General features: G+C 34.2%; 16 protein-coding genes. 3 read left to right on the top strand and 13 right to left on the bottom strand.

The genetic code is table 11. The features are described from left to right. Positions 1 to 789: 789 nt before the first annotated feature. The 7 genes from ACVEGE_RS10825 to ACVEGE_RS10795 form a co-directional block, all read right to left on the bottom strand. Positions 790 to 1,188: a hypothetical protein gene (locus tag ACVEGE_RS10825; RefSeq protein ID WP_458008537.1), complete on the bottom strand. Its 399-nt coding sequence runs from the start codon at positions 1,186 to 1,188 to the stop codon at positions 790 to 792. Beyond that, on the bottom strand, positions 1,188 to 10,946 hold the full coding sequence (locus ACVEGE_RS10820) for a SpvB/TcaC N-terminal domain-containing protein (protein ID WP_192501201.1): 9,759 nt from the start codon (positions 10,944 to 10,946) through the stop codon (positions 1,188 to 1,190). The genes ACVEGE_RS10825 and ACVEGE_RS10820 overlap by 1 nt, the downstream gene beginning before the upstream one ends. Before the next feature lie 52 nt (positions 10,947 to 10,998). Further along, a complete protein-coding gene (locus ACVEGE_RS10815; protein WP_192501202.1) occupies positions 10,999 to 12,963 on the bottom strand; it encodes a T9SS type A sorting domain-containing protein in 1,965 nt (654 codons plus the stop codon). Positions 12,964 to 12,993: 30 nt separating this feature from the next. Next, entirely contained in the window at positions 12,994 to 13,725 is a 732-nt protein-coding gene (locus tag ACVEGE_RS10810) for an outer membrane beta-barrel protein (protein ID WP_192501203.1), read from the bottom strand. 14 nt (positions 13,726 to 13,739) lie between these two features. After that, complete coding sequence (locus tag ACVEGE_RS10805) at positions 13,740 to 14,441, bottom strand: outer membrane beta-barrel protein (protein WP_173850213.1); 702 nt, start codon at positions 14,439 to 14,441, stop codon at positions 13,740 to 13,742. Positions 14,442 to 15,108: 667 nt separating this feature from the next. Then, complete coding sequence (locus tag ACVEGE_RS10800; RefSeq protein ID WP_173850214.1) at positions 15,109 to 15,963, bottom strand: leucine-rich repeat domain-containing protein; 855 nt, start codon at positions 15,961 to 15,963, stop codon at positions 15,109 to 15,111. A 322-nt stretch (positions 15,964 to 16,285) separates the two neighbouring features. Further along, positions 16,286 to 16,564 (bottom strand): 4a-hydroxytetrahydrobiopterin dehydratase, encoded by a 279-nt coding sequence (locus ACVEGE_RS10795; RefSeq protein ID WP_192501204.1) that lies wholly within the window; start codon positions 16,562 to 16,564, stop codon positions 16,286 to 16,288. Between the two features lie 97 nt (positions 16,565 to 16,661). Between ACVEGE_RS10795 and ACVEGE_RS10790 the strand changes: the two genes are divergently transcribed. Continuing rightward, positions 16,662 to 17,819 (top strand): GNAT family N-acetyltransferase, encoded by a 1,158-nt coding sequence (locus ACVEGE_RS10790; RefSeq protein ID WP_192501205.1) that lies wholly within the window; start codon positions 16,662 to 16,664, stop codon positions 17,817 to 17,819. Here the strand turns inward: ACVEGE_RS10790 and ACVEGE_RS10785 are convergent. Then, on the bottom strand, positions 17,816 to 18,697 hold the full coding sequence (locus ACVEGE_RS10785; protein ID WP_173856945.1) for a diacylglycerol/lipid kinase family protein: 882 nt from the start codon (positions 18,695 to 18,697) through the stop codon (positions 17,816 to 17,818). The two genes, ACVEGE_RS10790 and ACVEGE_RS10785, sit on opposite strands and share 4 nt — an antisense overlap. A 63-nt stretch (positions 18,698 to 18,760) precedes the next feature. Here ACVEGE_RS10785 and ACVEGE_RS10780 point away from each other — a divergent pair, with 63 nt between their 5' ends. Continuing rightward, complete coding sequence (locus ACVEGE_RS10780; protein WP_192501206.1) at positions 18,761 to 19,729, top strand: App1 family protein; 969 nt, start codon at positions 18,761 to 18,763, stop codon at positions 19,727 to 19,729. Between the two features lie 164 nt (positions 19,730 to 19,893). Here the strand turns inward: ACVEGE_RS10780 and ACVEGE_RS10775 are convergent, their stop codons facing one another. Next, complete coding sequence (locus tag ACVEGE_RS10775; RefSeq protein WP_173856947.1) at positions 19,894 to 21,801, bottom strand: ABC transporter ATP-binding protein; 1,908 nt, start codon at positions 21,799 to 21,801, stop codon at positions 19,894 to 19,896. A 65-nt stretch (positions 21,802 to 21,866) separates the two neighbouring features. On the opposite strand from ACVEGE_RS10775, the gene ACVEGE_RS10770 reads away from it, so the two are divergent. Continuing rightward, complete coding sequence (locus tag ACVEGE_RS10770; protein ID WP_173850220.1) at positions 21,867 to 22,250, top strand: DUF983 domain-containing protein; 384 nt, start codon at positions 21,867 to 21,869, stop codon at positions 22,248 to 22,250. 5 nt (positions 22,251 to 22,255) lie between these two features. Here ACVEGE_RS10770 and ACVEGE_RS10765 read toward each other — a convergent pair whose 3' ends face one another. The 4 genes from ACVEGE_RS10765 to porL form a co-directional block, all read right to left on the bottom strand. Then, positions 22,256 to 23,308 carry an NAD(P)/FAD-dependent oxidoreductase gene (locus tag ACVEGE_RS10765; protein ID WP_192501207.1) on the bottom strand — a complete coding sequence of 351 codons (1,053 nt, stop codon included), beginning with the start codon at positions 23,306 to 23,308 and terminating at the stop codon, positions 22,256 to 22,258. Positions 23,309 to 23,394: 86 nt separating this feature from the next. After that, the gene (porN, locus tag ACVEGE_RS10760) at positions 23,395 to 24,285 is read right to left on the bottom strand and encodes a type IX secretion system ring subunit PorN/GldN (RefSeq protein ID WP_173856968.1); all 891 of its coding nucleotides are present in this window, start codon (positions 24,283 to 24,285) and stop codon (positions 23,395 to 23,397) included. Positions 24,286 to 24,330: 45 nt separating this feature from the next. Beyond that, positions 24,331 to 25,881: a type IX secretion system motor protein PorM/GldM gene (gene porM / locus ACVEGE_RS10755; protein WP_192501208.1), complete on the bottom strand. Its 1,551-nt coding sequence runs from the start codon at positions 25,879 to 25,881 to the stop codon at positions 24,331 to 24,333. 49 nt (positions 25,882 to 25,930) lie between these two features. Further along, positions 25,931 to 26,578, bottom strand: a complete 648-nt coding sequence (porL, locus tag ACVEGE_RS10750; protein WP_173856951.1) for a type IX secretion system motor protein PorL/GldL — start codon at positions 26,576 to 26,578, stop codon at positions 25,931 to 25,933. Positions 26,579 to 26,617 lie beyond the last annotated feature (39 nt).

Below are 26,617 nucleotides of genomic sequence, written 5' to 3'. Positions count from 1 at the left end.
TTCCAAGTGTCGTATTCAAACTGCGAAATATAAGTTTGTATGTCCGTTGGCGTGATGCGTAGCGTGCGAATCTCTTTTTCGACTTCGCCTAGTTTTAATTTGTTTTAGGAGCTATTTCCAGCTATCATTCCAATCTTTTTTGGCTGTAAAAAAACAGCCAAAAAAGGATTTTCCCTTCTATCTGGGCTAGGGCATTCCGTTTAATAAAAAACTTTTTTTTGAAAATTAATATTCGTTTTCAAAATCACTATAAAACACAAAAACTAAGCAACTACGCTTGCCTTTTTATTTTGATTACTTGCTCAACTTTACGGGTGCGAAGTCAGAGACATTCGCACAGCAAACACGACCAATTTACTTTTCTAAAGAACTCTTCGTAGAGCTGGAGTACTTCCCAAATGATCAGTTTTACCTCTAAACTATAAAACACAAAAACCAAGCATTTACGCTTGGTTTTTTATTTTGTTTACTTGCTCTACTTTGTGGGCACAGGTAAATACCTGCGCTAACGATTATCTACAAGCCTGCGCCATCGGGTTTTTTTATTTTGCTTACTTGCTCAACTTTGTGGGCACGGATTGCAAATCCGCGCTATCGTTGACTACATATCCGAGCCATCGGGGTTTTGTATTTTGTTTACTTGCTCAACTTTACAAGCACGAGCCAGAGGCATCGCCCTAGCCGTTGAACTTATTTCTGCTCGCGCCAGCTGGGGCGAAGTCAGAGACATTCGCACAGCATACACGACAAATTTACTTTTCTAAAGAACTCTTCATAGAGCTGGGTCAATTATTCTTTATCTATATTTTTATCTTTCAGTTTAACAAAAACAAGTAATATTAAAAAACAAATAATTAATAAAAATAAATATGTTGAAATAGAATAATTAATTATGTCTTTTTTAATATTTATTATACCTAAAATCAAACCTAGTATTGAAAAGATTTTATATTTTTTTTTAAAATCAAATTCTAAGAATTTTAAATTGTTAGTTTTTTTTAGCAAAATATTACTAAAAAAAAAGTAACATAACATAATAAAAGATAATAAATAACAAAAAACAATTACCCTTTCCATATAAAAAAAATTAAAGAAAAACTCAATCGAAAAACCAATAATAAGAGGAGCTATAGATACAAGAATAAATAAATTATTATTGTTTTTTTTAAAATCATTTATCATTTTCATTATTTTATTTTATTAACTATACTTAATTTCTCAGGATCTGAAGAAATAAAGACTGTAGAGCCTGTTGCTAATGAAGTAACCCCTAAAGCCTTTGAAACAGTTGGCTCGGGAACAAGCATTCCTATTACGCCAGTTAATAAGCTCACATAACCAGAACCTTCTTTTGCATTTTCAATTGTTCTTCCTTTTTGTTGAATAGGACTTATTTCGTTGTACTCTTTAAAACTTTGGACATTATTAACCATATCTTTAAACTCTTTTTTTGTTTCTTTTAAATCAAGAATTCTACTAGTTTCAATAGCTGGTGTTCTCGTCCACGTCCCATCTTCATTTTTTGTATTTATTGAGTTAGTTGAATATTCGGTGGCCTTTCCATTTGTTTTACCATCAGCATCAACGTAAGTAGTAGTCATTGTTGTTGAATCCATAGTTTGTATAGATTGTCCCTTTGAATTTGTAATTTTCATAGTTGAAACAACTGTTTGTTGTATTTTATCTGTTCCTCTTAATCTTGCATTACTATCATATGTAAATGTATTTCTTACGTGATTAGAATGCACTACAGTTTTGACTGGATCTTCCTCTCCCATCCCAGTTGGATCAATCAAATTCATTGGATTTTGACTAACATAAACATAGGGTGAGTTATTATAAAACTGCTCCGCCAACGGATCCACCGTCAACCACAAACTCGTCTTCATATCCAAATACCTCGCCCCAAAATACGATAAATTCGTTTCACGATCTAATTCCTTTCCATTGAAAAGATAAGGCGAAGAAAACGAGCTAGAATGCTCCTCAAATAAAATCTCTCCAAAGGCTATGTACTCTACATGCTGGCTTATGCTTCCATTTCGGGTACTAATATACGAAGTACTTCCTAAATGATCAGGGTGAAAATAAAAAATATCATTCTCGGGTAGACCAATTCCTGTAAAACCTTCGGCAGCTAGTACTGTGGCGGGTTCTACTGGAGGTCCAAATTGCACTGGCGGCCCTGGAACATCGCCTGGAGCGTTAAATATTGGGTTTCGAGGCCAACCTTCGGGAGGCTCCTGATTCTCTTCTACTGGCTGTAACACCTCACTTGGGTAAGGGTCACCTGTAAACTCAGGTGTGGCATAAATTCCTTGTTGGGTAGGCGGTCCGGGAGGCACGCCCAAAGTTTTTACATAAGCATCTAAGGCTTTTTGTTCTGCAGCCGTTCGTTGCGTGTAATTCACACCACCTGCGGTGATTTTTAAGGGTTGTGCAAATGCACCATTTCCTAGTTTACTCACAATACGCCCCGCTCCTTCAAAATAATGCTTGGTGAATTTTCCTTTGCTTATCACAAAATACGGACTTACATAGCCTGTGTAATCATCAGTATGTACGATGGTTGCCGCTGTTTGTCCGTTTACAGCAATGTGCTGACTGTCGCCGCTGCTTTTTATCACACGCTCGCCGCCTGCATCGTAGGTGTATTGATGAATGCGTCCGTTATCATTGATTCCCATCAAACGGTTTTCTTCGTCCCAGGTCATTTTGCGGAAGCTTTTTTCCTCAGTGTAACTTGTGGGATTTCCGTTGCCATCGTAAACATAGGCTCTTGGCTGTTGGCTAGTAGCTGTTGGCTGCGCTGCTGTTTCCTGAATACTACTTGGCGCATTAGGGTGCAGTTCGTTATCATAAGTATAATCTAAAACATAACCTTTTTGTTCGTTGTTTACTGTATGTACCAAGTCTTTTTTGGTGATGTTGTGCATTTTGTTATAACTCATGTTCAGCTCATAACTGGCTTTGGTAAACTCCCCTTGATAGGTTGCTTTTGCACTTTTTAATCGATAAAAATCATCGTATTGGTACTCATGATTGGATGTTCCTCCTAAGGTATTATTGACTACAGGCGCTACATTCTTAATACCTAATACATTTCCAACCAAATCATAGCTATAACTATTATTCATGATCTGGCGACCTAAACTTGAGCTTACTTGCAATTGTTGCAAACGGCGCATCGTTGGGTCATAGTTGTAATTGGTTTCGGTGTCGTTTCCGTATTTTAAATACTTGCGTTGCTCAAACTCATCATAAGCCAATTGCTTGATGTAATCGTAAGTATGACTTTCTTTTTTACCCTGCATGCTTTGCAAGTTTCCTGCTCGGTTGTAGGTGTAATCGACCACTTCCCCATCAGGGTAGGTCATTTTTTGGATTCTATTCCAAGTGTCGTATTCAAACTGCGAAATATAGGTTTGTATGTCGGTTGGCGTGATGCGTAGCGTGCGAATCTCTTTTTCGACTTCGCCTAGTTTGCCATAATAAAATTCTTGTCCGCCACTGGCATCTTGCACAAACCACAATCGGCCACGGCGCGAGGCTGTACCATCGGCTTTACCGTAATTGTACTGTACGTTGTTCTGCGGGTTTTTCGGATATTGAATGGTTTCTAATCGGTTGTAATCGTACAAATACTGAATCGCTCCCCCATTCGGCACCGTGTTTTTGATGTCTTGTGTAACGCGTTTGGTTAAGTTGCCCGCCAAATCGTATTCCATGGTCGTAGTTCCGGCATCGGGATGGGTGAACTCGGTTCTTCGACCTAACCAGTCGTAACTGCTTTTGGTGATGTGGTCCATGGCATCGGTCACTTGGATCGTTTCTCCAAGTGCATTGATGTCAAATTTGGTGACCAAATCATTCTGAATACTGGCTAAATTACTTCCTTTAACATCCGTTTGCGATTGCACGGTTTTACCCAAAGCATCGGTTTGTGTCGTAAGCATCGTGGGCACGCCATTGTAATTGTCTATTTTAAAAGTGGTCGCATTGGTGCTTCCGTCTGGCAAGGTTACTTTTACTGCACGCCCTACTTCGTCGTATTCCGTTGTAGTTGGGGTAACATTCGATACCGCTGCACTAAAATTAGCATCTATCGTAGTGGTTGTGGTAGGATAATAACTAGTCGTTGCGCGACCCAATCCGTCATAAATCACTTTTCCAGATACAATTTGCGCTTCTTGATCGGGGCTTCCGGCTTGGGTGAACAAACTGGCAGTTTTCTTGACTTGCAACGCTCTCCCCAAACCATCGGTATAGGTATAGGTTACGATGTCCTTGTCTAATTCGGGATCGTAATTTCTAGTTTTCGCATACGGCACTTTGGCTGTCGGGAAATAATCATACGCAATCGTATACGGTTTGCCACTGGCAATTTCGTACGGCCCGCGAATAGTCGCTGGACGACCGATAGCGTCAATGGTATATTCGGTGCTTTGGTCGTTACGATCGGTTGTTTTGAGCGGAATACCAAAACGATAATCGTATTCCATCTTGTTTTGATATCCAAAAGCATCTTTTATTTCAGTCAAAAACTGATGGTTTTCGCTGTCATACACATAGTCCATCGTCATGCGTTGGTCTTTGTAATTGGCAGGGCCTGTTATTTTTTGCAGGTTTCCGTAGGTATCATATCCTATATCGGTAAGAGCTATTTTGTCAGCTGCACTGTAGTTTTTGATTTGAGTAACCTCAGCAGTCGTTGTATTGATGGTAGTCGCTCTTTTGCGGCGCAAGCCATCCTTGGTAAACACTTCCAACTGTTTTGGAATTCCTCCAAAATAAGGTGTTGTACTTTCGTAATAACTTATTTTAGCCGTTACTTTATCATCTGCGCTTCCGTTACCTAAATCTTCGTATTGTGTGATGTTCCCGTTAGCATCGTAGGTATTAAAAGTATTGGTTTCGAGGTAGTCGCTACCGCCTTCATACATTTTTTGATTGCTGTGAATCATTCCCACAAAAACACGTTTGGCATCGCATACAGCAGTACCTAAACTCGCTACGGGTACGCTTGCCTGCGTAACGACATCAGTAAAACTGTATTCGTTTTCTGATTCCTGACGCATTTTATTGTTTTTGTCTAACGTATAACTGCGTTTCAACAAGTTTTTTCTAAAATAATCTTGGTTGTAAAATTCTTGAACCGTTGTAGCAAAAACAGTATTATCTGCTGCATCAATTTGTTCTTGAATGATTTTTCCAAAACCATAAAATTCACGTTCGCGACGGTCGTAATACCCATCTTCGTACTTGAATTTCGCTATCGAATGGTCAATTCCATCGCCTGTATGCCCGTCGTTCACATCTACGGATTGCAATACCCATTTAGCATTCGGGTTTTCGTAAGTGGGTTTTGTTAATTCGTAATCAACAACATAGCTATTTCCAACGGCATTAGTTACTCCTTTTAGCTTGTTAGTACGTTTGATATTGGAAAGGCGAACGATTAGATTGTCTTCATCTTTTGAAAGAATATAATCGGCGTTTCCATCACCATCGATGTCCATAAAAGTAGCTTCTGCACGTGATGTACTCCATCCAATACTACCTCCTAATGTTGGTGTGAGTCGAAGAAGCCAAATTGCAATATCAAAAGAAAATCCCGTATTAAAACCATAGCTCACACTTTTATTCTGATTCATTTCTGAATAAGTAGGATACACTATTGGAGTCGCAAAAGAGCCTCCTAGATTTAAAGAAACAATCATTTTATCTTGAACATATTCAATTTTATCAGGTAGCCCATCGCTATTTATATCCATAAACGACTTATCTCCATTTGATGTCGATCGAGCATAATTTGCCCCTGCAGTTATTGACCCTCCATTGAAACTATACCCCAAACCTAAACTCCAGTCGGTAGAAGTACCTGCATTAAGACCGTTGTTGTTCCAATTCTCAGCAGCTAAGAATCCATAACCTGTATTTAACAACACAGTTCCAGAATCGCTTATTTTATCCGGCAATCCATCTCCATTAATATCTGCATGTATCAATTTTGCTTTATCTCCACCATATCCTTGCGTAGCACTAACTGAAAGCTGATTGGCTGCTTTTGCAGCTTCTTTATCAGTAGCTGATTGTGCAGCAGTTCTATTGGCATCTTCTTTTCCAATGGTAAAACTCGCACCACTTTTAGCATCACCATGACTGAACCCTCCTCCAAAACTTGGTCCTTCAGATGTTGTTTCGGTATGACTAAAATTATCTCCTAAATCAACTACTTCCTCAGAAATACTACCTACTGGTCTGGTTAGCTGAACATTGCTTCCTCTAATATAATCTGGGAAACGGTCTCCATTGAAATCACCCATGGTTTGTGTAACATAGGAGTCTCCATCTATTGATTTGCTATACCCCAAATTTGCTGGACCTGCAGCAACACCACCAGCAATACTTTTACTTTTGCTTTCGCTAATCATATCCAAGGCCGAAGTACTACCTCCCCCTAATGTAGGCAGCGTAAAATCAGAATATTGTGCAATATCATCCTCCCCTAATCTTGCAGTACCTATAATTGCCCCTTTTATATAAATAGACTCTTCCAAACCTTCCCATTTTGCTTTGGTATAAGACGGATTCAAGCCTACAAAATAATTCTCAGAGACTTCATAACCTTGGTTATTGTATCCTTCAGGATTGGTATTATTTATATCTGGTTCTGTAGCATAAGCATTGGATTGTTTTAACTGTGCTTGATCAATAGTATTTGTAGCCAAATTTCCATTAATAACAAATCCCCCCCAGTTTCTATAATACAAACCTAAAGTTCTTTCATCAGGATTTAAAAGGCTATAAATTCCAAAATCATCAGTTGTAGCATTCCATTGAATATCGTCAGTGAGATCATCAATATCCCTATAGTCAATTGCTTTTAATTTAATATTCAAAGCTTTTTTTTTAGGATAATTCCTAAGTATCGTTACCGATTTTGGGTTAGAAACCGTCATTTCCAATTGAATTGGCTCTCCAATAATAGCTTCTGGATAACTAACCGTTGATTCAAAAGTATCTACAACTTGTACTAATACACCCCCTAAAAGTTGGTATCTATTTCGAGCTAACAAAACATTATTCTGTTTTGCAGATACAATTACTTCACCATTAAAGTCGTTAATATTAGGATATTCAATCAAAGTTGCTAGAGTTAAATCCTCAGGTAAAATACTCAAATCAACTTTTCCTGTTACTGTAGAAGTAACTCCAGGAATAGTATAATTCCCTTCTCTTTTATTATACAAAAGATGATTGACCTCCATTGACACTTCTTCTGCTGCGACACCTGGATAAGGCGGAACACTAATTATTGGTGTAAAAGCAATCGTACCCCAATTAATATTAGTTTGCGTTTCTAAAGTCATTGTTATTTGAGAATCTACTTCAAATGCTGGCATACTAATGGACGCTAAATCAAAAGAAGCGACTTCGTTTGCTGAGAAAGTTTTTTCGAAAACAATCACTGGACTACTAACTTGCCCCAGTAACGTTTTAGTGATAACTAGTCTAATATGATCCGAAGTAATCGGTTTATTCAAAATTCCTTTCAGCAAAACATTTCCAGCTACCGGAATTACTTTACCCGTGTTAGTAGTGCTAAAAAAGTCAGTACTTGCTTGATAAGTGGCTAATGAAAATAAATTGGCATCTTTCTGACCTGTTGGTAAATTATAATTACTTTCAATTATACTATTATCAACATCTCTATCAAATTGTTTTACTTGTAAATAATTAATCATTGGATCCCATTGTACCGTATCGAAACTTCCATCTTTTATTGAACTTACTCTAAAATACAATCGTTCTCCTTTTTCTACTGCTATCGAATTATTTTGTTTGTTTTTACTATTATAATCCTTGGCACCAATGGCTTCATCCCAAATTAATTGATTTCCTTTCTGAAAATACAAATGTACTCCATCTGCTTTATCATCACCCGCATTAGTTAAATATTCAGCTCGTGCTTTAAGACCTTCAGTTGTTGATTCTTTTACTAAATTATAGTTATGAGAAACATTTATAATCCCATTTACAGGAGCTTCCCACATACGCACTACATCATGTAATGGATTTTGTTTTTCGATTACCTCCGTTGACAATGTGCTTGTACCGGGAATGGTTATATTTCCTCCTCCAGCAACTGGAGATGGTGTGCCTGAACTAGTATTTTCAAAAGTTGGAACTCCATTTACTAATCGATTGTAAAATACTTGTCCGTTTTTAACATAATCAACTAATCCGTCACCATTAAAATCCATAAAATAGATTTTGGTTTTACTAGTTGAACGTTGTTCATCATAACCAATATTAGCAAACTTGACGTTCAAATCTACCCCCCAATTGAATGAAGTTGATTTAGAATAACCTACGTCACTTATATTGATTTCCTGCGATCCTCCAAAAGAGTTTTGACCTGAGGCTGATAAATTTTTCTTATAAAACACACCATCTTTATTCTTAAATAACTTATCAGGCAAGCCGTCACCATCTAAGTCTTCCATTAAAACAGCGGTATTAGAAGTTCCCCATCCGTTACCTCCATGACCTCCTACAGTAAACGGTTTTAAACTCCCCATTTGCCCCACAAACCCAACTCCTAAACGGTAATTAACCCCTACATTCTGCCCTTCTGAACTACTTACTAATGAATGATGTCCAGAAAACAAAACATCGTTTATTGACGGTATAGCTGTATTAACAAGGTTATCACTTTCTACATTCCACTTCTGCTCCTCTCCAAACGGATTGTACTTTCCGCTCGCATCGCGTACATCATCAAAATAATCCAAGGTATTGGTGTAAAACAATTTCGATTCGGAGTCGTATTCTGAAATAGAATTTAATAGCGTTTTCTTAAACGCTCCCTCTTTATAGTTCAATTCATATGAACGCACCATTGCTGACTTATAACGCACTTCTATTTTTCGCAACAACTGATTGTTCAATTGCTTGAAACCCAATCGCGCCGAAACCTGAACGTCTGCCCTATTGGCTTCGCCTAAATCGCCACTTTTGACGAAAGTCACATTGTAGTTCCCTTTCTCTGATCCAAAACCTGTGTAATACACTTTTTTGATATACAATTCGCCATCGCGTTTGTCGTATTCGTACTGTACCGTATTTCCTTTTAAATCGACTTGAAGGCAAAGTGCCCAATGCCCAATGTTCCCAGAAGCATCTTGTAAAATACCATTATCAGCCAATCCAGATTTTGTCCCTCCGTAATAACTAGCGACTCCACTTTTATCTTTTACGATCCAATAATAATTTTTAGGCGATGATCCTTTTCGGATAATTTGCTGAAAAGCACCTTCTCTTCTCGGATAAAACTGTTTATCCGCTGTTCTATTTACCCAAGCATCACGATGGGTATTGGGGATTAAAGCTTCGCCTGCAATGGCATATGATTCTGTTTCTTGATTGGCATCATAACGTGGTGCTCCCCAACGGGTTTCAATACTTACCGCCGGCACTGATACATCCCAGCCTGTTCCGGCCCAACTGTAGCCACCATCACTGTCGTATTGCAAATTGAACGAAGGTTGCATACCGCCTCTACCACTTGGAATTGCGATTCCAAAACCGGTACTAGCAGTTCCTCTTCCGTTTGCAGATGGAGGCGCAATAGACTGAATGCCTACTAGCGGACTAGCTGCTTTTAAATCTTTGATGCTCGTAGGCGTGTATCCTGAAGTTTCTGGAGACTCTGGCATTTTGATAATTCCAGCTATAAAATCGGTGAAATGCGTGGTTTTGGCCGTGATTATCCCCGCTTTTATATCTATTGAATCTTTTTTGACTTCTTGCCAAAGGCGTTTGTTTTCATCAAAATAAAATACGTTGATGTCTTTCTCTGTATAGCCTTCGGGAATGGATTTTTTATCGAACGGCAAAGCTAGTTTTATTGCCTTATCAAAAAGGGTTCCGTGTGGTAATAATCGAAAACCCGCATTGGTAGCGGTAACATTGACCATCGCCGAATTTAATGGAGCAATGTCTATTTTTCGTAAACCTCTTACTGATACTTTTACATTAGCTTTTAGTGCGCCGGCAGGGAAAACTGCCGAAAAGCTTTTATAATCAAGGGTATTTACAGTTTCAAAATTGATTGTTTTCGAAAAAGATTCTTTGGCTTTTTCGAAAGTTCTAAAATGATCTACTGTTAAAAAATCACTGCTTTTTAATTTTTCATTCGTAATAACTCCCGTTGTAGTTTCTTTAAAAACCGTAATCGTTTGCCCCTCATGCAACTCTTTTTTATCAATAACCAATTCAAATTCAGGCTGATTGACATCTACAACAATCCCTGCAATGATTAACTTTTGTATCTGTGATGGTGCATTGGTTCCTTTGATATACAACTTATTATCTGATTGCAGCAAAGTATAATTACTTGAAACAGCTTCGCTTTTATAGACAATTCGAACATTTTTAATTTTATAGCCATTCGCTAGTCCGTCAGGAGCGGTAAACAACAATACGTTGTCTCCTTGTCGAAGTGATTTTTCCGAAAGCAACTCTGATTGTGGGGTCCAACTTTTATTAGGTGATAAAAATTGCCCTCCAATACTGGCTTGATTGTTCAAACTTCTGGAGATAGATGCTGATAAATCATAGCCATACAAATCATATTCTAAATAGGCACTTTGATTTGCTGTAGGAAGGTTGCTAACTGCCAAATGAAAAACGTTGTCATAAGCATCATCTGTATCTTGAGCATCTCGTACACCTATAAATCCTTCTTTAATATCGGCTGTAAATACTTTAGCAACTTCTATTTTATTAGGTGTAATGGCGACAGAATCAACTGCTGTAATTTTCACTTCTTCCTTTGGAGTTGCATTCGAGAAGGAAGTCATAAAACTTCCTTTTCTAAAATTCACAGCAAACAAAAAGGAACTCACAAAAAGCACTAAAATTATATATCTTTTTTTCATTTTATCGAATAATCAACTATATCGTAATCATTTATTTTTTATCGGCAACAGACTATTTTACAATCACTTTAAAAGTCTTGGTTCCATAGGTAGACTTAACTGAAACTAAGTACATCCCAGCTGCCCCTTTAATTGTTCCATCGTAAATATAATTCTCTACTTGGGTCAAGTCTTTTTGCTGCATCACACTACCATTTAAAGTGTAAACTGTAATAATAGCATTTGTTTTTTGTTCAAATTGTATGGCAATAGTAAAATTTCCATCAGGTGAAGGGTTAGGATATAGGATCACAACATTAGCTCCTATCGCCTCTTTTCCGTCACTATCCACAACAATTTTTTTAGTGGTGTTGCAACCTTGATTATTTAACAATCTAAGCTCATAATCACCCGCTTGATCTACTAAAATTTTAGGACTATTATCAATAAAATTTCCATCATAATACCATTGGTATTCGTAGTTTCCTGATTCTAAACCTTCACTAGCATCTAGAATTATAGGATTACCATCTGTCAATAAATAATTTGATTTTAGTTTTGTAGCAGTCCCTTCCTTATCAGCTACAAAAACGGTTTCGGAGTATAAATTGCCTTTGGCGTCTCTTATAATATAATCGTAATTCCCAGACGAAAGCGTTACCTCTACCTTACTTTTAGAATCTTGATTCCATTGTTTTAAAACAGCATCACTTCCTTCTTTTTTTACAGTTATGGTAAATGGTGCTTCACCACCTTGAATAGAATAATTTAATTTACCTGAATCTTTAACACCACAATCAGCTTGTGTAATCCAAACACGACTGAACATTTGTGGAGCTATTTTTAAAGTAAATTTAGCTGTTCCTGTTTTTTGTTTGTCCCAATCAAAATCTTTCAGCACTAACTTTTCTTTGCTTGCAGTACTTGCTAAACGTACATATTCAGACTCGTTTTCTTCATACGTGCCTTTGCCTGAGTAATCCACTTTTAACCAATAATACGTGTCCTGGGGAGCTGTTCCTTTGATAAAATTGGGATTAAAAGTCCATTCCAGTGAAACATCGGCTGTTTTAGAAAAATCCAATTGCCATTCTCTTGCAATTCCTATAGGCTCTCCTTGTTCTTGTTTTTTTAGTAGTAAGTTTTTCCCGTTATCGCTCCAAAAAGTAAAATAGTTGTTTGGTAATTTCTTGGCTTTACTTTGTAATTCGAAAGTTAGCAAGCCTTCCTCAACCATATTGCTACTTTTAGATTGCAATAAGCCGCTGGCATCATCCCTACCTACTCCAGTGATCGAAGAGGTAAACCCTTCATGTTTATCAATATCCCAAATGGTTTGTCCTAAACTATTAAGGTAGTTTTTAATTTCAAATTGTGACAATGAAATGCCGTACTTTATAGCCAAATAACTAGCTACTTTTTGTGTTTCTACACCAGATAAAACCCTATTATATACTAGAATTTCACTAATATTTCCTGTAAATTCTTCGGGAGGAAGATTTTGAAATTTTGATTTAGTTCCAATCGTTAATGTTGTCGCTTTGGCAATGCTATCAGTGATGTTTTGCTGGAAAAAATGAATATTGGCTTTCTGTAATTTTATTTTATCTTTATAAGACTGGTAATAGTATTTTTTTAAATCAGCTAAACGTTTATTCGTAGCAATTGCTACTGTTTTTTGAGGATCGTTTATAGTCCATAAAAACTGTTCTTTTAAACTGTCATTCACTTTATAAACTAAAAAAAAAGTTTGTCTTTTTTTACTATCAATTCCTAAAGGTAAGATTAAGGAATCCTGAGTTGCGTCAAAAATGATGCTTGGATTAAAATTAAAAGCAGTCCCTTTTTGTTTTCTTGCAGAAACAGTCGCATCTTTTTTTGTCACATTATCCCAATAATAGGAATCACCATTATTTTTGGATTTAATCCAAAAAAAAGGCTCTTGTACATTTCCAGGCACTTCTTTTTGCTGCGAGAAAACGTTATTCACAGTCAGCATTGCAATTAAAATTACGAGTAAAAAAAGCTTCTTATTCATATTTATTATGATTTTCAAGAATATTATGTATTAAAAATTACCTAAATCATCAAAATCAAAGGAATATCCAATTATTAATGAAATACTATTAATTTTATTTTTGTTTTCGCTATAGCGATGTCCGTTTTCTTCGGTAGCTAACACATCAGTAAGTCCTAAATTATAACGCGCACCTATAGATAAATTAGAGCTAAATTCATATCCCGCAGAGAATGTTCCGTAAAAATAATTCTTGCCCGTTAGGGATTCTTTTAATACTTTTTGAACATTAGCATCCGACTCAAAATAAGCTCCTGAATCAGCAAATAATTCTTGACTATTTGAGGTATATTTTATATTATCACTACTTAAATTAAAGCCAACATAAGGCCCAACACCAATGTAGAATCCTTCAATAGGATAGTACTTGAATTGTGAGCCTACATTAAGATAACTGTAACCAAAATTGATTTTGTATTTTAATCCTTTTACATCCTCATAGTTTAAGTCGGTTCCTTGATTTGAATAAGAAATTTCCGTTTGAATACTCACTTTAGCATAAGGATATTTCCAATTAATTAAAAAACCCGCTGTAGCACCAAACTTTCCTTCTTCAGCAAGTGTATAATCTTGATAAATTCCGTTGGGTACAATAACATCTGGAAGGTTGGACATTGTAGAGTAAATTCCGCCTGCAAAAAGACCGTATGTAATTTCTCTATCTCCTTGTGCAAAAACCGAATTTGTGCTTACTATTAAAAGAAGCAATATAATTTTTTTCATATTTTTTATTAAAGTTACCATTGGTGAAAACTATAGCCTACAGAAAAACTAAGGACACTACTCTTATTTTGATTTTCGATAAATTGAAAAGAGGATGCATTACTTTTTACTACATCTTTCACTCCTAAATAATAGCGTAAATCAAAGTGAATGCTTTGATGCAACTCATACCCCACAGCAAAACAAGCCGAGAAATCATCTGCACCATCTAAACCATCTTGATAGAATTGTCTGGTAGCAACATCATACAAACCACCTGATTCATTAGAAGTATACGTAATATTATTAGGTGATAAACTAATACCATAAAAAGCCCCAAAACCAAGATTTAATCCTTCATAAGGATACACTTTGTACAAAGCTCCTATTTGTAAATAGGAATAATGGAGTCCTAACTCATATTCTTTTCCTACAGCATCACGGTAAGTTGCTTTCTCACCAGATTGTCTAAATAAAATCTCTGGTTGTATTGCTACGCGGGTATCACGAAGCTTTAAATTCAAGAAAAAGCCCCCTTCTAAACCATAGACTCCTTTGGTTTCTATAGCACTATTATCAGCTGTATTATCTCTTCCCTTAATACTCTCTGGTAGGTTACTGATTTTAGAACTCAAGCCACCAAACTTAAGCCCATAGGTTATATTAGTCTCATTTTGACTATAGCTTAAAGTGTTAAAAAAAAAGGGAATAATTGATAAGTATAGGATTACTTTCATAAGGGGATTTTTGCGCGAATATAGACAATATTTACTTACTTCTAAACAGTTGTCTTTACAAAAAAACCATTATTATAGCTTAAAACTGATTTTAACTCAACAAAAAAAGAAAATCAACTCATTATTAATAATGAACTCTAATTATCCTTTTACAAACTAAAACAACAGATTTCTCCATTAAAATCAATTAAAACACTAGTATACACAAGCGCATTATTTGACTTATAAAGCAACTGATAGCCTAATTGTATTGCATAAAAAAAATTAATATTTATAAAATAAACAACCTAAAACCATCGCAATTAAAATAAGAAAAAGTATTCTTTTATTACTTTTATACTACTGTCATTTATATTGTTTTGACTTCTAAATAAACTTTATGAATATTAGGTTTTTTTTAAATTCGCTTTTTGGTAATTTTAAAAAAAACAACATTGAGTTAAACGTTTACTTTCTTACAAAATTGTATTAAGCATTAACATTTTATTTTAAATTAATTACTTATTGCTTTTAGCAATGATTATTTTAAGTAACTAAACTATAAATCATTTATGTCACTATTTTTTTGGCATAAAAAAAACCCGTGCAAATGAAACACAGGTTTAATAAACTAACTAAACATAAACAACTACTTATTTAAAACCAAAAAAATAATTTAGCATTCAATTTAATCTTCAGAAACTAATGGTCTTTCATAATCCATAGCAACATCTAACAATACTGCTACACCTCTATCATTAACCATAGTCATATTTAATGTATCTAAAAGAGCCAATCTTCTTGAAGTCAACCCACTGAATTGATTGTAAGAAATATTCATCTCCTTAAGGTTATTTAACTTTTCTAAATCAAAAGGAACTTGTCCTTCTAAATTATTTTCAAAAAGACTTAAGTTTTCTAAATTTGTCAAATTTGCAACTTCAATACTTAGTCTTCCTGTAAATTTATTACTATTTAATAATAACGTTTTTAAAGTTTCAATTGTATATAATGATGTTGGAATCTTACCTTCAATTTGATTATTAAAAATAACTAACGCTTCTAGATTTTTTAATTTCCCAATTTCTAATGGCAATTCACCTGTAAACCCATTCATATACAACTCTAAGTTTTTCAAACCTTCTATTTCACATATTTCAGCAGGAATACTACCTGATAATTTATTGAAAGAAAGATCCAATACTTTTAAATTTTTCAAATCTTTTATAGATGATGGAATTTTTCCACAAATAGCATTTTTGTGAAAATTCAATTCTTGTAAATCCAATAACCTTGCAATATCTGATGGAAACTCCCCAACTAGATTATTATCTTGTAAGTCTAAAGCAATAATTTTATCACCATCTAATTTAACACCATACCAAGTTGCAACTGGTGCACCAATATTCCATTTATTAATCCAATTTTGTCCATTAGTAGACTTATATAAATTTAATAAAATTGCTTTATCAGAAGGTGAAACGCCTGCCATCATGGAGCAAGAAGCTAGAACCGAAAGAAATAGAGTAAAGATGTTTTTCATAATCAAGTTGTTTATACTTTGTTATTATAAAATAAAATTACATTGAATTTAACTTATCGACAAATAAAATCGACGAACTACATCTTTTATTTTTTAAATAAATAAAAAACCTACAAAAAAGACTAAAATTCTGTTAAAATAAATTGCTGATATTTATATTATCATAATTAATAGAAAACGTGTCTTATAATGTATTTTCTCAAGTAAACAAAAATCAATCCTGTTTTAAAACTATATTGCAATTATATATTTTCAATGATGTGGAAAACTAATTTCTATTTATAATATCTTAAAAACCCCCTACGCATTAATGTAGCGATTTTTACAACAACTCATTTATAGCTTTCGCTAAATCAAAATCTTTATAAGTAAGACCTCCTGCATCGGGAGTTGACAACCTAATATTTACTTTGTTATAAACATTAAACAACTCTGGGTGGTGATTTAGCTTTTCAGCAATAAAACCTAACTGCACAATAAAAGCAATGGCTTCCGTAAAGTTTTTAAACTCAAATTTCTTTTCGATTCCTTTATTATTGTAAGACCATCCTTTTAAATTTAACAAGAAAGGTTGCGAAGTAAGTTCGTCATAAGTTTCCATAGCGATAGTTTTTTAATAAAATTAGTTATTTTTTAGATATAGGCAGTATGTTTTAACTTAATATAGTATTTTAGACCTCTCGAAATTTACCACTCTATTGAATCCTAATTTTTCTTTCCAAATTTACGCCTCTACAAAGCAACTCCCTATAGAATGGGACACTATTGCTTGTAAAAATATTTTTTTGACTACTGCTTATTTACGCGTTTTAGAAACTTCGGCACCTAATAACATGTATTGTCATTTTATAGGTCTTTATAAATCTAATGAATTAGTAGGTGTAGCCTTATCCCAATTTATTAACTTAAGTGAAGTTAGCTCTTTTGGAGAGAGAGACCACTGTATAAAAACGGCCATCCGAAATTTTGTTTTTAAAAATGTTAGTTCTAAAGTATTGGTTATAGGTAACAACATGCTTACTGGACAAAATGGTTTTTGCTTTCGCGAAAGCATTACCCACGAGATCGCTTTATCGCTTTTAGAGAAAGCTTCTCATTCTTTACGCCAACTCTTTTTAGAAAAAGGTCTAAAAACGCAATTAACAATATTTAAAGACTTCTCAGAAAGTGCGCTTCCGTATTTTGAGACGCAAGAATTCAGTTCGTATTTCAAATTTTCAACACAGCCTAATATGCTTTTCGACATTAGAGATTCCTGGCATAATTTTGATGACTACATTGCTGCTTTGAACAAAAAATACAGAGATCAATACAAACGCGCTCGAAAAAAATCAGCTGACATTCATAAAAGAAAACTATCACTTGATGAAATAGAGAAATACAAGACTCGGATTTTTGAATTGTATATGAATGTGGCTAAAAATGCTCCTTTCAATACTTTTTATTTAACTGAAAATCATTTTGAAGTTTTTAAATCTTGTTTAAAAGACAATTTTCTTTTCTATGGCTACTTTATTGACGATACCCTTATTGGTTTTAATACCTTAATAAAAAATGGAGTTGATATCGATACTTATTTTTTAGGGTATGATGAGCAATACCAGCGTGAAAAGATGCTTTATTTAAATATGCTTTATGATATGATTGCTTATTCGATTAATAAAGGATACAAACGCATTGTATTTGCAAGAACTGCACTAGAGATAAAAAGTTCTGTAGGTGCAACACCTGCAAACATGTTGGGTTTAATGAAACACAGCAACCCTATCATTAATTTGTTTGTATCTAAAGCGTTCCGTTATTTTGAACCTGAAATGCAATGGCAACAAAGAAATCCTTTCAAAGAAGCAAACTAAAGTTCCTTTAACGGAATTGCTACTTTCATTTTAAATGGTGATACTTTTATATCAAGCATGGATTGTGTACCACAATATTCCCCATCAATTTGAAAGCTTACTGGACGATCAGTAGTAATTCTTGCATTATCAGTAGCTATTATTTCTACATTCTCGAGTTCGATAGGCATGTTACCCGTGATTATTTTCCCTAAAACAACAAAATCTAAATTTTTTAAAATTATTAATTCAAACTTGCCATCATCCATACGTCCGTTAGGATTAATCACAACTCCAGTACCGTATTTTTGAGAATTAGCAATGACAATCATTCCTGCTTCACATTCCATTACCTTACCACTATACTCAATAGTTGCTGTAAATGGATCTTCTCTTTCAATCAAAGTACTTACCGCTTGCAAAGCATATCCTAGCTTCCCTCTTACTGTACTGTTTTGATAGTTTTTTATTAGCTCAGCATTTAATCCTATATCACTCAGGTGTAAACTTTTTTTGCCATTTATAACCACCATATCAATAGCGATACAGTTATCTTGAAAAGCAATATGCAAACAATCATCAATATTATTAGGCAGCCCTAAGTCAGTAGCTAATCCATTTGCGGATCCTGCAGGTAGAATACCAAATAACACCTCTTCTTCCTCAAGAGCCTCGGCGACTAACTTGATCGTTCCATCACCTCCAGCTATAACAACACGTTCAGGAACATGTTTAGCATACAACTGCTTTATATTAAAAATATCATTATTATCTGTCGTTTCGTAAAGAACAAAATTATTCCCTTGACTTTCTGTAAAAAGAGCTACTGCTTCAATTATCGCTGTTTTGTCAAGGTCCCCCGAAATAGGATTAACAACCAATAGGACATTCTTTTTCACAATTTACTTCTTTAATTGATTTTTAATAATTAATTTTCGCACTCTTCAAAAGTATTAAATAAAATGAAACCTATTTTAAAATTATATCGTGGTTATGCAAATGAGCAAGAATTAATTGTAATGGGCCATGTATTTAAGCCTACAACGATGAAAGATTACGATTTTTTATCTACCAATTTTAAGAATGCTGGCTCTGTTATTAATATGTATCGCATTAAAACCGACGGTAATGCTGATGTGTACTTAAAATATAACGATACTGAAATACATACAAAAACACTTCATGATGGGTATTTTAAATTTTGCATCCCTATAAAATCTTCGTCAGATTATGGCTGGATGGATTATGAAGTAAGTATTATTTATCAAAAACAGCGCATTACCAGCAGGGCAAGCTATATAAAACCTTATAAAGGCGACTTGGGCATTATATCTGACATTGATGATACCTTTTTAGTTTCCTATACTTTGAACCCTTTAAAGAAACTGTACCATCTTTTATTTCGAAATGTAAATTCGCGCAAAATATTTGAAGATGTAACAGCACATTATCAAGCATTGAGTGAAGCAGGGCGTACAAATAACAAGGAAAAAAATGCATTTTTTTATGTCTCGAGTAGCGAATGGAATTTATACCGTTTTCTAGTCAAGTTTACTGAGATTCATAATTTACCTAAGGCTGTTTTACTTTTAAAAGACATTAAAACTAGTTTGACTAATTTTTTATGGTCTGGAAGAGGTGAACACAATCATAAGTTCGAAAAAATAAAACATATTTTAGAATTTTACCCTGATTTACAATATGTATTAATGGGTGATGACTCGCAACATGATCCTTACTTATATGAATCAATTAGTAAAATATTTCCTTTGACCGTAAAAGCCATTTACATCAGACAAACTGGTAAGAAAAAAAAGAAAAAAGTACTTGATACGCTAAAAAATATAGCGTCTCTAAATGTCTCTATCTGTTATTTTAAATCAAGTGCCGAAGCAATTGCCCACTCTAAAGAAATAGGGTTAATTAAATAAACAAAGGGCTTACTATTACAAAAATAGCCCAGATAGCAATGAAAATCCTTTGCATAAAAAAAATCCTTTTTTGCAACTTGTACAGAGCGACCGTAGGAAGCTCCTGTACTAGTTATGCAAAAAAAGATTTTTTATGCAAAGATTGCAATGAATAGCTGGATTAGCTACGCATTATCAATATCTTCTTGAACGACTTCCCAATCTAATAACAATTGGTCTAGATCGGCTTTTTTCTTGTTGTATGCTTTAAAAAACGCGGCGTCTTCAATATTTTTATCGTAGTTCGAAGCAAGCATTTTATCATCATGCTGAATTTCTCTCTCCAGCTGTTTTATTTGGCTTTCAATTTTGCTTAATTTATTATTTAAAGCTTTATTTTTCTTTTGATCTTCGTAAGATGATTTATTACTTTCTTTGGGAGCAGTTGCTTTTTGAGCGTCTTTTTTCTCTACTTCACGCATGTTTTCAAGATTGCGTTGCTCTAAGAAATAATTAATATCACCTAAATATTCTTTGATTTTTTGGTCTTTAAATTCGTAAACTAAATTAGACATTCCCTGCAAGAAATCCCTATCGTGGGAAACTAAAAGTAAAGTTCCTCCAAATTTTTGCAATGCCGCTTTTAAAACGTTCTTAGATTTTATATCCAAGTGATTCGTAGGTTCATCCATCAACAAAACATTGATTGGTTGCAATAACAACTTACAAAGTGCCAAACGATTTCGCTCCCCACCCGAAAGTACTTTTACCTTTTTCTCTACATCATCTCCTCTAAAAAGGAATGATCCAAGCATGTCACGCACTTTGCTACGATTAGTATCAGCAGCAGCGTCTTCCATAGTTTGTAATAAAGTGATTTCTCCATCAAGATATTCTGCTTGGTTTTGAGCAAAATACCCCAACTGTACATTGTGTCCTAACTTGATATTTCCTTCATATTCAAACTCGTCCACAATTGCTTTGATGAAAGTAGATTTCCCTTGACCATTTTGACCTACAAAAGCAATTTTACTTCCTCTTTCGACTAATAAATTAATGTCTTTAAGAATCGTTTTGTCACCGTAGCTTTTCGTCACATGTTCTGCCTCAACTACAACTCTACCTGGTTCTTTAGAAACTGGAAAGGAAATATTCATAACCGAATTATCATCTTCATCCACCTCAATACGTTCTACTTTATCGAGTTTTTTTATTAAAGACTGCGCCATAGAAGCTTTAGAAGCTTTGGCACGGAATTTTTCAATTAACTTTTCAGTTTCTTCAATTTTTTTAGTTTGATTTTTTTGTGTCGCTAATTGCTTTTCGCGAATTTCATGACGCAATTCTAAATATTGAGAATATGGTTTATTAAAATCGTATGCTTTTCCCAATGAAATTTCAATAGTTCGGTTCGTAACATTATCAAGGAACATTTTATCATGCGAAACGATTACTACAACTCCTATATAGTTACGTAAAAAGCTTTCTAACCAAATGATACTTTCAATATCCAAGTGATTCGTAGGTTCATCTAATAGTAAGACATCATTAGCTTGCAATAATAATTTAGCTAACTCGATACGCATTCTCCAACCACCAGAAAAAGTCTCCGTTTGGTTATTGAATACTTCTCTTTTAAATCCTAAACCAAGTAGGATTTTTTCAGTATCTCCTACATAATTATACCCACCTAATAGATCAAAACGATGTGTATAGTCAGATAAGTCTTCAATAATTTGAGAATATTCTTCACTTTCATAATCAGTGCGCGTGACTAATTGATGATTGATTTCTTCTAATTTTTTTTCTACAATTTTTATATCAACAAATGCTTCGTAAGCTTCTTCTAATACCGTTCTTCCTTGTTCAAAATCAATATCCTGACGTAGAAAACCCATTCTAACATCTTTCTCTTGCGAGATCACTCCCGAATCTGGTTTGAAATCACCCGCTAGCATTTTAAGCATGGTCGATTTACCAGCACCATTCTTCCCTACAAGACCAACTCGATCCCCAGCTCCTAAACGAAACGTTACTTCTTCAAATAAATAAGTACCTCCGAATGAAACGGATAAATTGTGTATATTAAGCATATTTTGTGACTAAAGTTACTTAGGCAACAATCCTAAAATTGTACCTTTGTTAAAAATTTATGCAAATGTTAAAAAAAGGATCCAAACTAAATAGTATTTTAACAGGAACTTGTCCAAAATGTCAAAATGAAAGCATGTATCAGGACAAAAACCCACTTCATTTAGCTAATGTTTTAAAAATGAACGAACATTGTAGCCATTGTGGTTTAACTTATCAAATTGAACCGTCGTTTTTTTACGGTGCAATGTACGTAAGTTACGGCCTAAATGTTGCCGTAGGAGTTGCTGCTTTTATAATTTCATTTGTCATTTTAGGTACTACCCTAAAAACCGCATTTATAAGTATTATTGTAGCCCTCGTCTTATCATTTCCTTTTGTATTAAGATTTGCTAGAAACATCTATATAAATATGTTTGTTTCCTATGACCCTAATTTTAAAAACAAGTAAACGCATTAATTAAAATTCTTGGGTTTCACCCTTTTAATATCAATTGTTGGATCTAAAGCAATACCATTAACTATGGCATCAAACAAGGCTTTTGCCATAGAAGGTCCAAGCATTACCCCGCGTGTACCTAAACCATTAAGAAGATGTAGTGATTTATGATCAACATGAGTTCCTATTAAGGGCCGCCTATCATAAACTGTAGGACGAACACCTGCAAAATGGGCAATAACCTCAAATTCACAGTCAATGATTTCGCTGATTCTTTCTAAAAGCTCTTGCCTCCCTTCTAAAGTTGGCAAGTCTGTTTTATCTTTCCAATTATAGGTTGCTCCTACTTTGAATAAATTATCACCCAAAGGCAAAATAAAGACACTGGTATTAACAATAACGTCAAGATTGAGATCTGTAGCTTTTATTATAAAAAGTTCCCCTTTTGTACCATCTAAAGGCAGGTATTTAAAAAAAAGGTTTTCATGCATTCCAAAACCTTCAGCAAAAACAATATTTTTTGCTTCAATACCTTTATAAATCACACTGTCTGTTTTTATTTCTAAAAGACTGTAATCAAATGAATCCTGGATAAGTAATTCTTTATCTTTTAAATATATTTTATACTTGGTCAATAACAAAGCTGTATCAACATATCCTGTATGCAAAACTTCACCGTAATTAAAGGGAGATGTTATTCCGTCATATTTTTTTGTGATTATAGCAGTTGATAAAAAAGGAGCTAAACCCGTTTTATCCGAAGCCGAAAACCAATTATTTTGCTCTTCAATAGAAAAAAATTTCCTTAGTATTGGAGTCGAAAAATCAAATTTTGTTTTTAACTTTTCTTCAACAATGGCATAGAAATCCTTCATTAATTTAAGCTGTTCCTCTGCTTTCCACACTTCGCTAAATCTTTTCAAGATCACTGGGTTATAAAGACCACCAGCAATTTTTGAAGAATTTTGAGAATCATTATCGAAAACAAGAATTGACTTATTATTATTCAAAGCAACTTCGGCAAATGAAATACCTGCGAGACCAGAACCAACTATTAAAAAATCAATCATAAATAAATATTAAAAGAGAATTAGTATAATACAAAAAGACTCTTATCATTTAAGATAAGAGTCTTTTGTTGTAATTAAAATAGGAATTAATAATTCCACATATCTGATTCAAAATCACGAATCTTTTCTTTAACTCTTAAAGCTTCAAGTAATTGATTTTGTGAATTATCCTTCATGTACTCATCAATAGCTCTATCACCATAAACGTTTTCTTCTTTGTAAATTACACTATTAAAACGTCTTGAGTTTAGTATTTGATCAAATGATATTGGCATAGATGAATTAGCATCGTTGAAAGCTTTTGCGGAATGCAAAACTTCTCTAGCGTCAGGGAAGAAAATCCAAAATAATTCGATATAATCTTTCACCTCACTATGCATAGAGTAAACATCAGGAGTCACAGGACAAATCCCTAACAAACGATATTTTAATTCACTTTGACGTTTGTCAAAATACCAGTACCCTTTAATTTTATACTCGCTAACATCTTGAGCAGTTAAGTCATCTCTTAAAATATACTCAGGAGAAACACTTAAACCAGCATTAATTTGCTCTCTACCTACATCAGTTGTATCAATACGACTTAACGTAGCTTGGATATCATTGTATGATTTCTTAGTGTTAAAATAGCTGTCTGAATAAACTTCTGTAATAGCACCACTTCTTATAGCTTTAGTAAGAACATCGTATAAAGAACGTCTATCAGAGCCAATATTAGCAGTATCAATTGGAAAATATAAAGGGAAATTGATTTTTTCATTTAAATCAATAATTTCCCACACAGTTTTACCCATCAAGATATCTCTATCATGAACATAACCATAAGCCAAAGGCTTGTCGTTATCTGAAATAAGTTCAGCTGCAGTTTTTAAACCAATCTGATCAGGTGTTTTTGCATTAAGCAAATTTGATTGAGCAGAGGAAACAAAACTTCCAACAACAGAAAAAACAACTATTAAAAAATTTCTTGAATTCATCATGGTATCATTATAAGATATTAAATGCTTTAAAAGCACTTTGTATTATTGTATTTCGAAAATAACTGGAGCAGTTCTTGGTAATAAATAACTACCTGCACCCACTAATTTAGTTTTAATTTCAGAAATGGTAACTTGATCTCCTCTTCCAGCTCTAGCTAAAACAGCTTTACATTGTGCATTTAATCTATTTCCAGAAACTACTACTGTAGCTTGACCAGATACTTTTAGGTTAAAACCAACTACATCTAAACCAACTTCAAAGTCAAAATCTTCAAGTTTAGCTCCAATTGTTGAAATTTCAAGGTTAGATTTAGGTCCTTTTACGATACCTGTTTCTCCTCTAATTGTTCCAGTTGGACCAGGAATTCCTTTAATCCTGAAAACTTTTCTATCAGAAGCAACTTTTCCATCATTCATTTTACCTGAAACATTAATAACAACTTCAGTTCCTGAACCAGGAGTCATAACATATTTCCCATTACCTACTTTAGATAAACCTGGAGCTGATGCGTTAACCTGATTGTCAGAGATACCTGCAAATGAAATTGTCATAGGATTTTGCACACCTCTATAAACAACATTCATTTTATCTGCAGAAATAGTAGCAGAATTAGGTCTTGGAACAACAACATATTTACCTTGAAATTTTAATGGAATATTCTTTCCATCTTCAAGAAAATTAAATTGTCCATTTAGAGTTTGTTCTCCAACGCTACCCGCTGTCATAGAAACAACCGCTTGACCAGCTACTATATTCCCTGGCTTACCGTTAAGCGTAAAAGAAGTAGGCTTTGTATTAGCATCATATCTACCCAAAACAACTTTACCTGTAACTGGCTCTCCTTGAAAATAAGCATTTTTATCTAAAACAACAATTGCTTCATAATTACTATAAGATGCCGCAGCAACAGCCGCTTTCCCTAATAAAGTATTATAAACATCTACTTCAACTTTTTCAACATCATTTTGCCAAGCTGATAATTTTGCTAATGAAGCTACTGCTGGAAAACCTTTGTAATGATAATCTAAGTAAGGAATTAAAATTCCGTCTTTATTTTTCACATCACTTATGTCAAACTTTGCGTTTACTTCAGCTAATATTGGCGACAATTTTTTATTATCTCCTAAAGCAGCTTTCATATCTAATTTGTACTTTTCGATAGTGCTTAAAACTTCTTTCCCTTTAGCGGAGTATCCTGATGGACTGAACCAAGCATGATCTAAGTTATCCCCTTTATCCATTGCTTCGTAAGGCAACTTCCCTGTTTCTGGATTCACTTTTGTTCCAACAAGAACTTCTGTTTTTATAGCTCCTATGTAAGCGTAAAAGCTTTTTGTAATAGTCTCAACTTTATGAGCTGTTACAGCTGCAGTGGTAAATTCACCACCAGCCTCAGAAGCTTTAGCATCTAAACCGCTCAACATTTGAGCATTTGTTTGTACTGCTGAAGTATTCGAAGCTTCAAATTTTTCATTCATTAATCCAAAAGCTGACAATACTTCTTTGGACATATTTAACGCTAACATTGCGATGAAAACCAAATACATTAGGTTAATCATCTTTTGTCTAGGGGTTTGTTTTCCTCCTGCCATATTTTCTAAAAATTAGTTTATTAATTATTAATTATAGTTTAAAAACTAATTATTTAGTACCCATTGCAGATAACATACCTCCATAAACACCGTTTAAAGAAGACAAGTTTTTTGTAAGAGATTGCATTTGCTCTTTTAATTTTAAATTATTCTCAGCAACTTCCTCATTAATTTGAGCATTTCTTGAAGCGCTTTGTAATTGTACTTTATACAAACTATTTAGAGATTCCATTTGAGTCGCAGCCAACGTTAACTCATCACTGTATTTTTTTGTAGAAGCTATTGAATCAACAGTAGGAGCAATTCCTTTTGCAGCAGATTCGAAGTTCTTAATACTATTTCCTAAACTTGACATTAATTCACCATCAATTTTAGCATCTTTAAGCATTGCGTCAAGCTTTTGAGACAACAGACCTTGTGCTTCAGCTGGAGCAGCTTCTACTTTTACAGTTTGTTTTCTAGCTTCACCATTAGCAAGTTCTGGATAAACCAACGTCCAATCTAATTCATCATCAACAGGCTCAAAAGCAGATAATGCAAAAATTAACGCCTCAACAACTAATCCGATAGTTAACATTAAGTTACCTGTAATAGGACCAAATTCAATATGTGTAATTTTGAATAATGCTCCAAGGATTACAACCGCTGCACCCATTCCATATGAGAAATTCATTGTTTTTTTGCTTAATAATGCCATAATTTTAATTTTAAAGTTTTTTTATAAATATGAATAGAT

The sequence above is a fragment of the Flavobacterium sp. PL002 genome, from assembly GCF_054165825.1.
Note: the sequence above shows the minus strand (reverse complement) of the source record. Positions and strands in the feature narration are given on the sequence as shown.

What these genes read in the sequence shown, in the direction of transcription:
- ACVEGE_RS10825 (WP_458008537.1), bottom strand. Translation starts at nt 1,188, where the DNA reads ATGAAAATGATAAATGATTTTAAAAAAAACAATAATAATTTATTTATT.
- ACVEGE_RS10820 (WP_192501201.1), bottom strand. Translation starts at nt 10,946, where the DNA reads ATGAAAAAAAGATATATAATTTTAGTGCTTTTTGTGAGTTCCTTTTTG.
- ACVEGE_RS10815 (WP_192501202.1), bottom strand. Translation starts at nt 12,963, where the DNA reads ATGAATAAGAAGCTTTTTTTACTCGTAATTTTAATTGCAATGCTGACT.
- ACVEGE_RS10810 (WP_192501203.1), bottom strand. Translation starts at nt 13,725, where the DNA reads ATGAAAAAAATTATATTGCTTCTTTTAATAGTAAGCACAAATTCGGTT.
- ACVEGE_RS10805 (WP_173850213.1), bottom strand. Translation starts at nt 14,441, where the DNA reads ATGAAAGTAATCCTATACTTATCAATTATTCCCTTTTTTTTTAACACT.
- ACVEGE_RS10800 (WP_173850214.1), bottom strand. Translation starts at nt 15,963, where the DNA reads ATGAAAAACATCTTTACTCTATTTCTTTCGGTTCTAGCTTCTTGCTCC.
- ACVEGE_RS10795 (WP_192501204.1), bottom strand. Translation starts at nt 16,564, where the DNA reads ATGGAAACTTATGACGAACTTACTTCGCAACCTTTCTTGTTAAATTTA.
- ACVEGE_RS10780 (WP_192501206.1), top strand. Translation starts at nt 18,761, where the DNA reads ATGAAACCTATTTTAAAATTATATCGTGGTTATGCAAATGAGCAAGAA.
- ACVEGE_RS10775 (WP_173856947.1), bottom strand. Translation starts at nt 21,801, where the DNA reads ATGCTTAATATACACAATTTATCCGTTTCATTCGGAGGTACTTATTTA.
- ACVEGE_RS10770 (WP_173850220.1), top strand. Translation starts at nt 21,867, where the DNA reads ATGTTAAAAAAAGGATCCAAACTAAATAGTATTTTAACAGGAACTTGT.
- ACVEGE_RS10765 (WP_192501207.1), bottom strand. Translation starts at nt 23,308, where the DNA reads ATGATTGATTTTTTAATAGTTGGTTCTGGTCTCGCAGGTATTTCATTT.
- porN (WP_173856968.1), bottom strand. Translation starts at nt 24,285, where the DNA reads ATGAATTCAAGAAATTTTTTAATAGTTGTTTTTTCTGTTGTTGGAAGT.
- porM (WP_192501208.1), bottom strand. Translation starts at nt 25,881, where the DNA reads ATGGCAGGAGGAAAACAAACCCCTAGACAAAAGATGATTAACCTAATG.
- porL (WP_173856951.1), bottom strand. Translation starts at nt 26,578, where the DNA reads ATGGCATTATTAAGCAAAAAAACAATGAATTTCTCATATGGAATGGGT.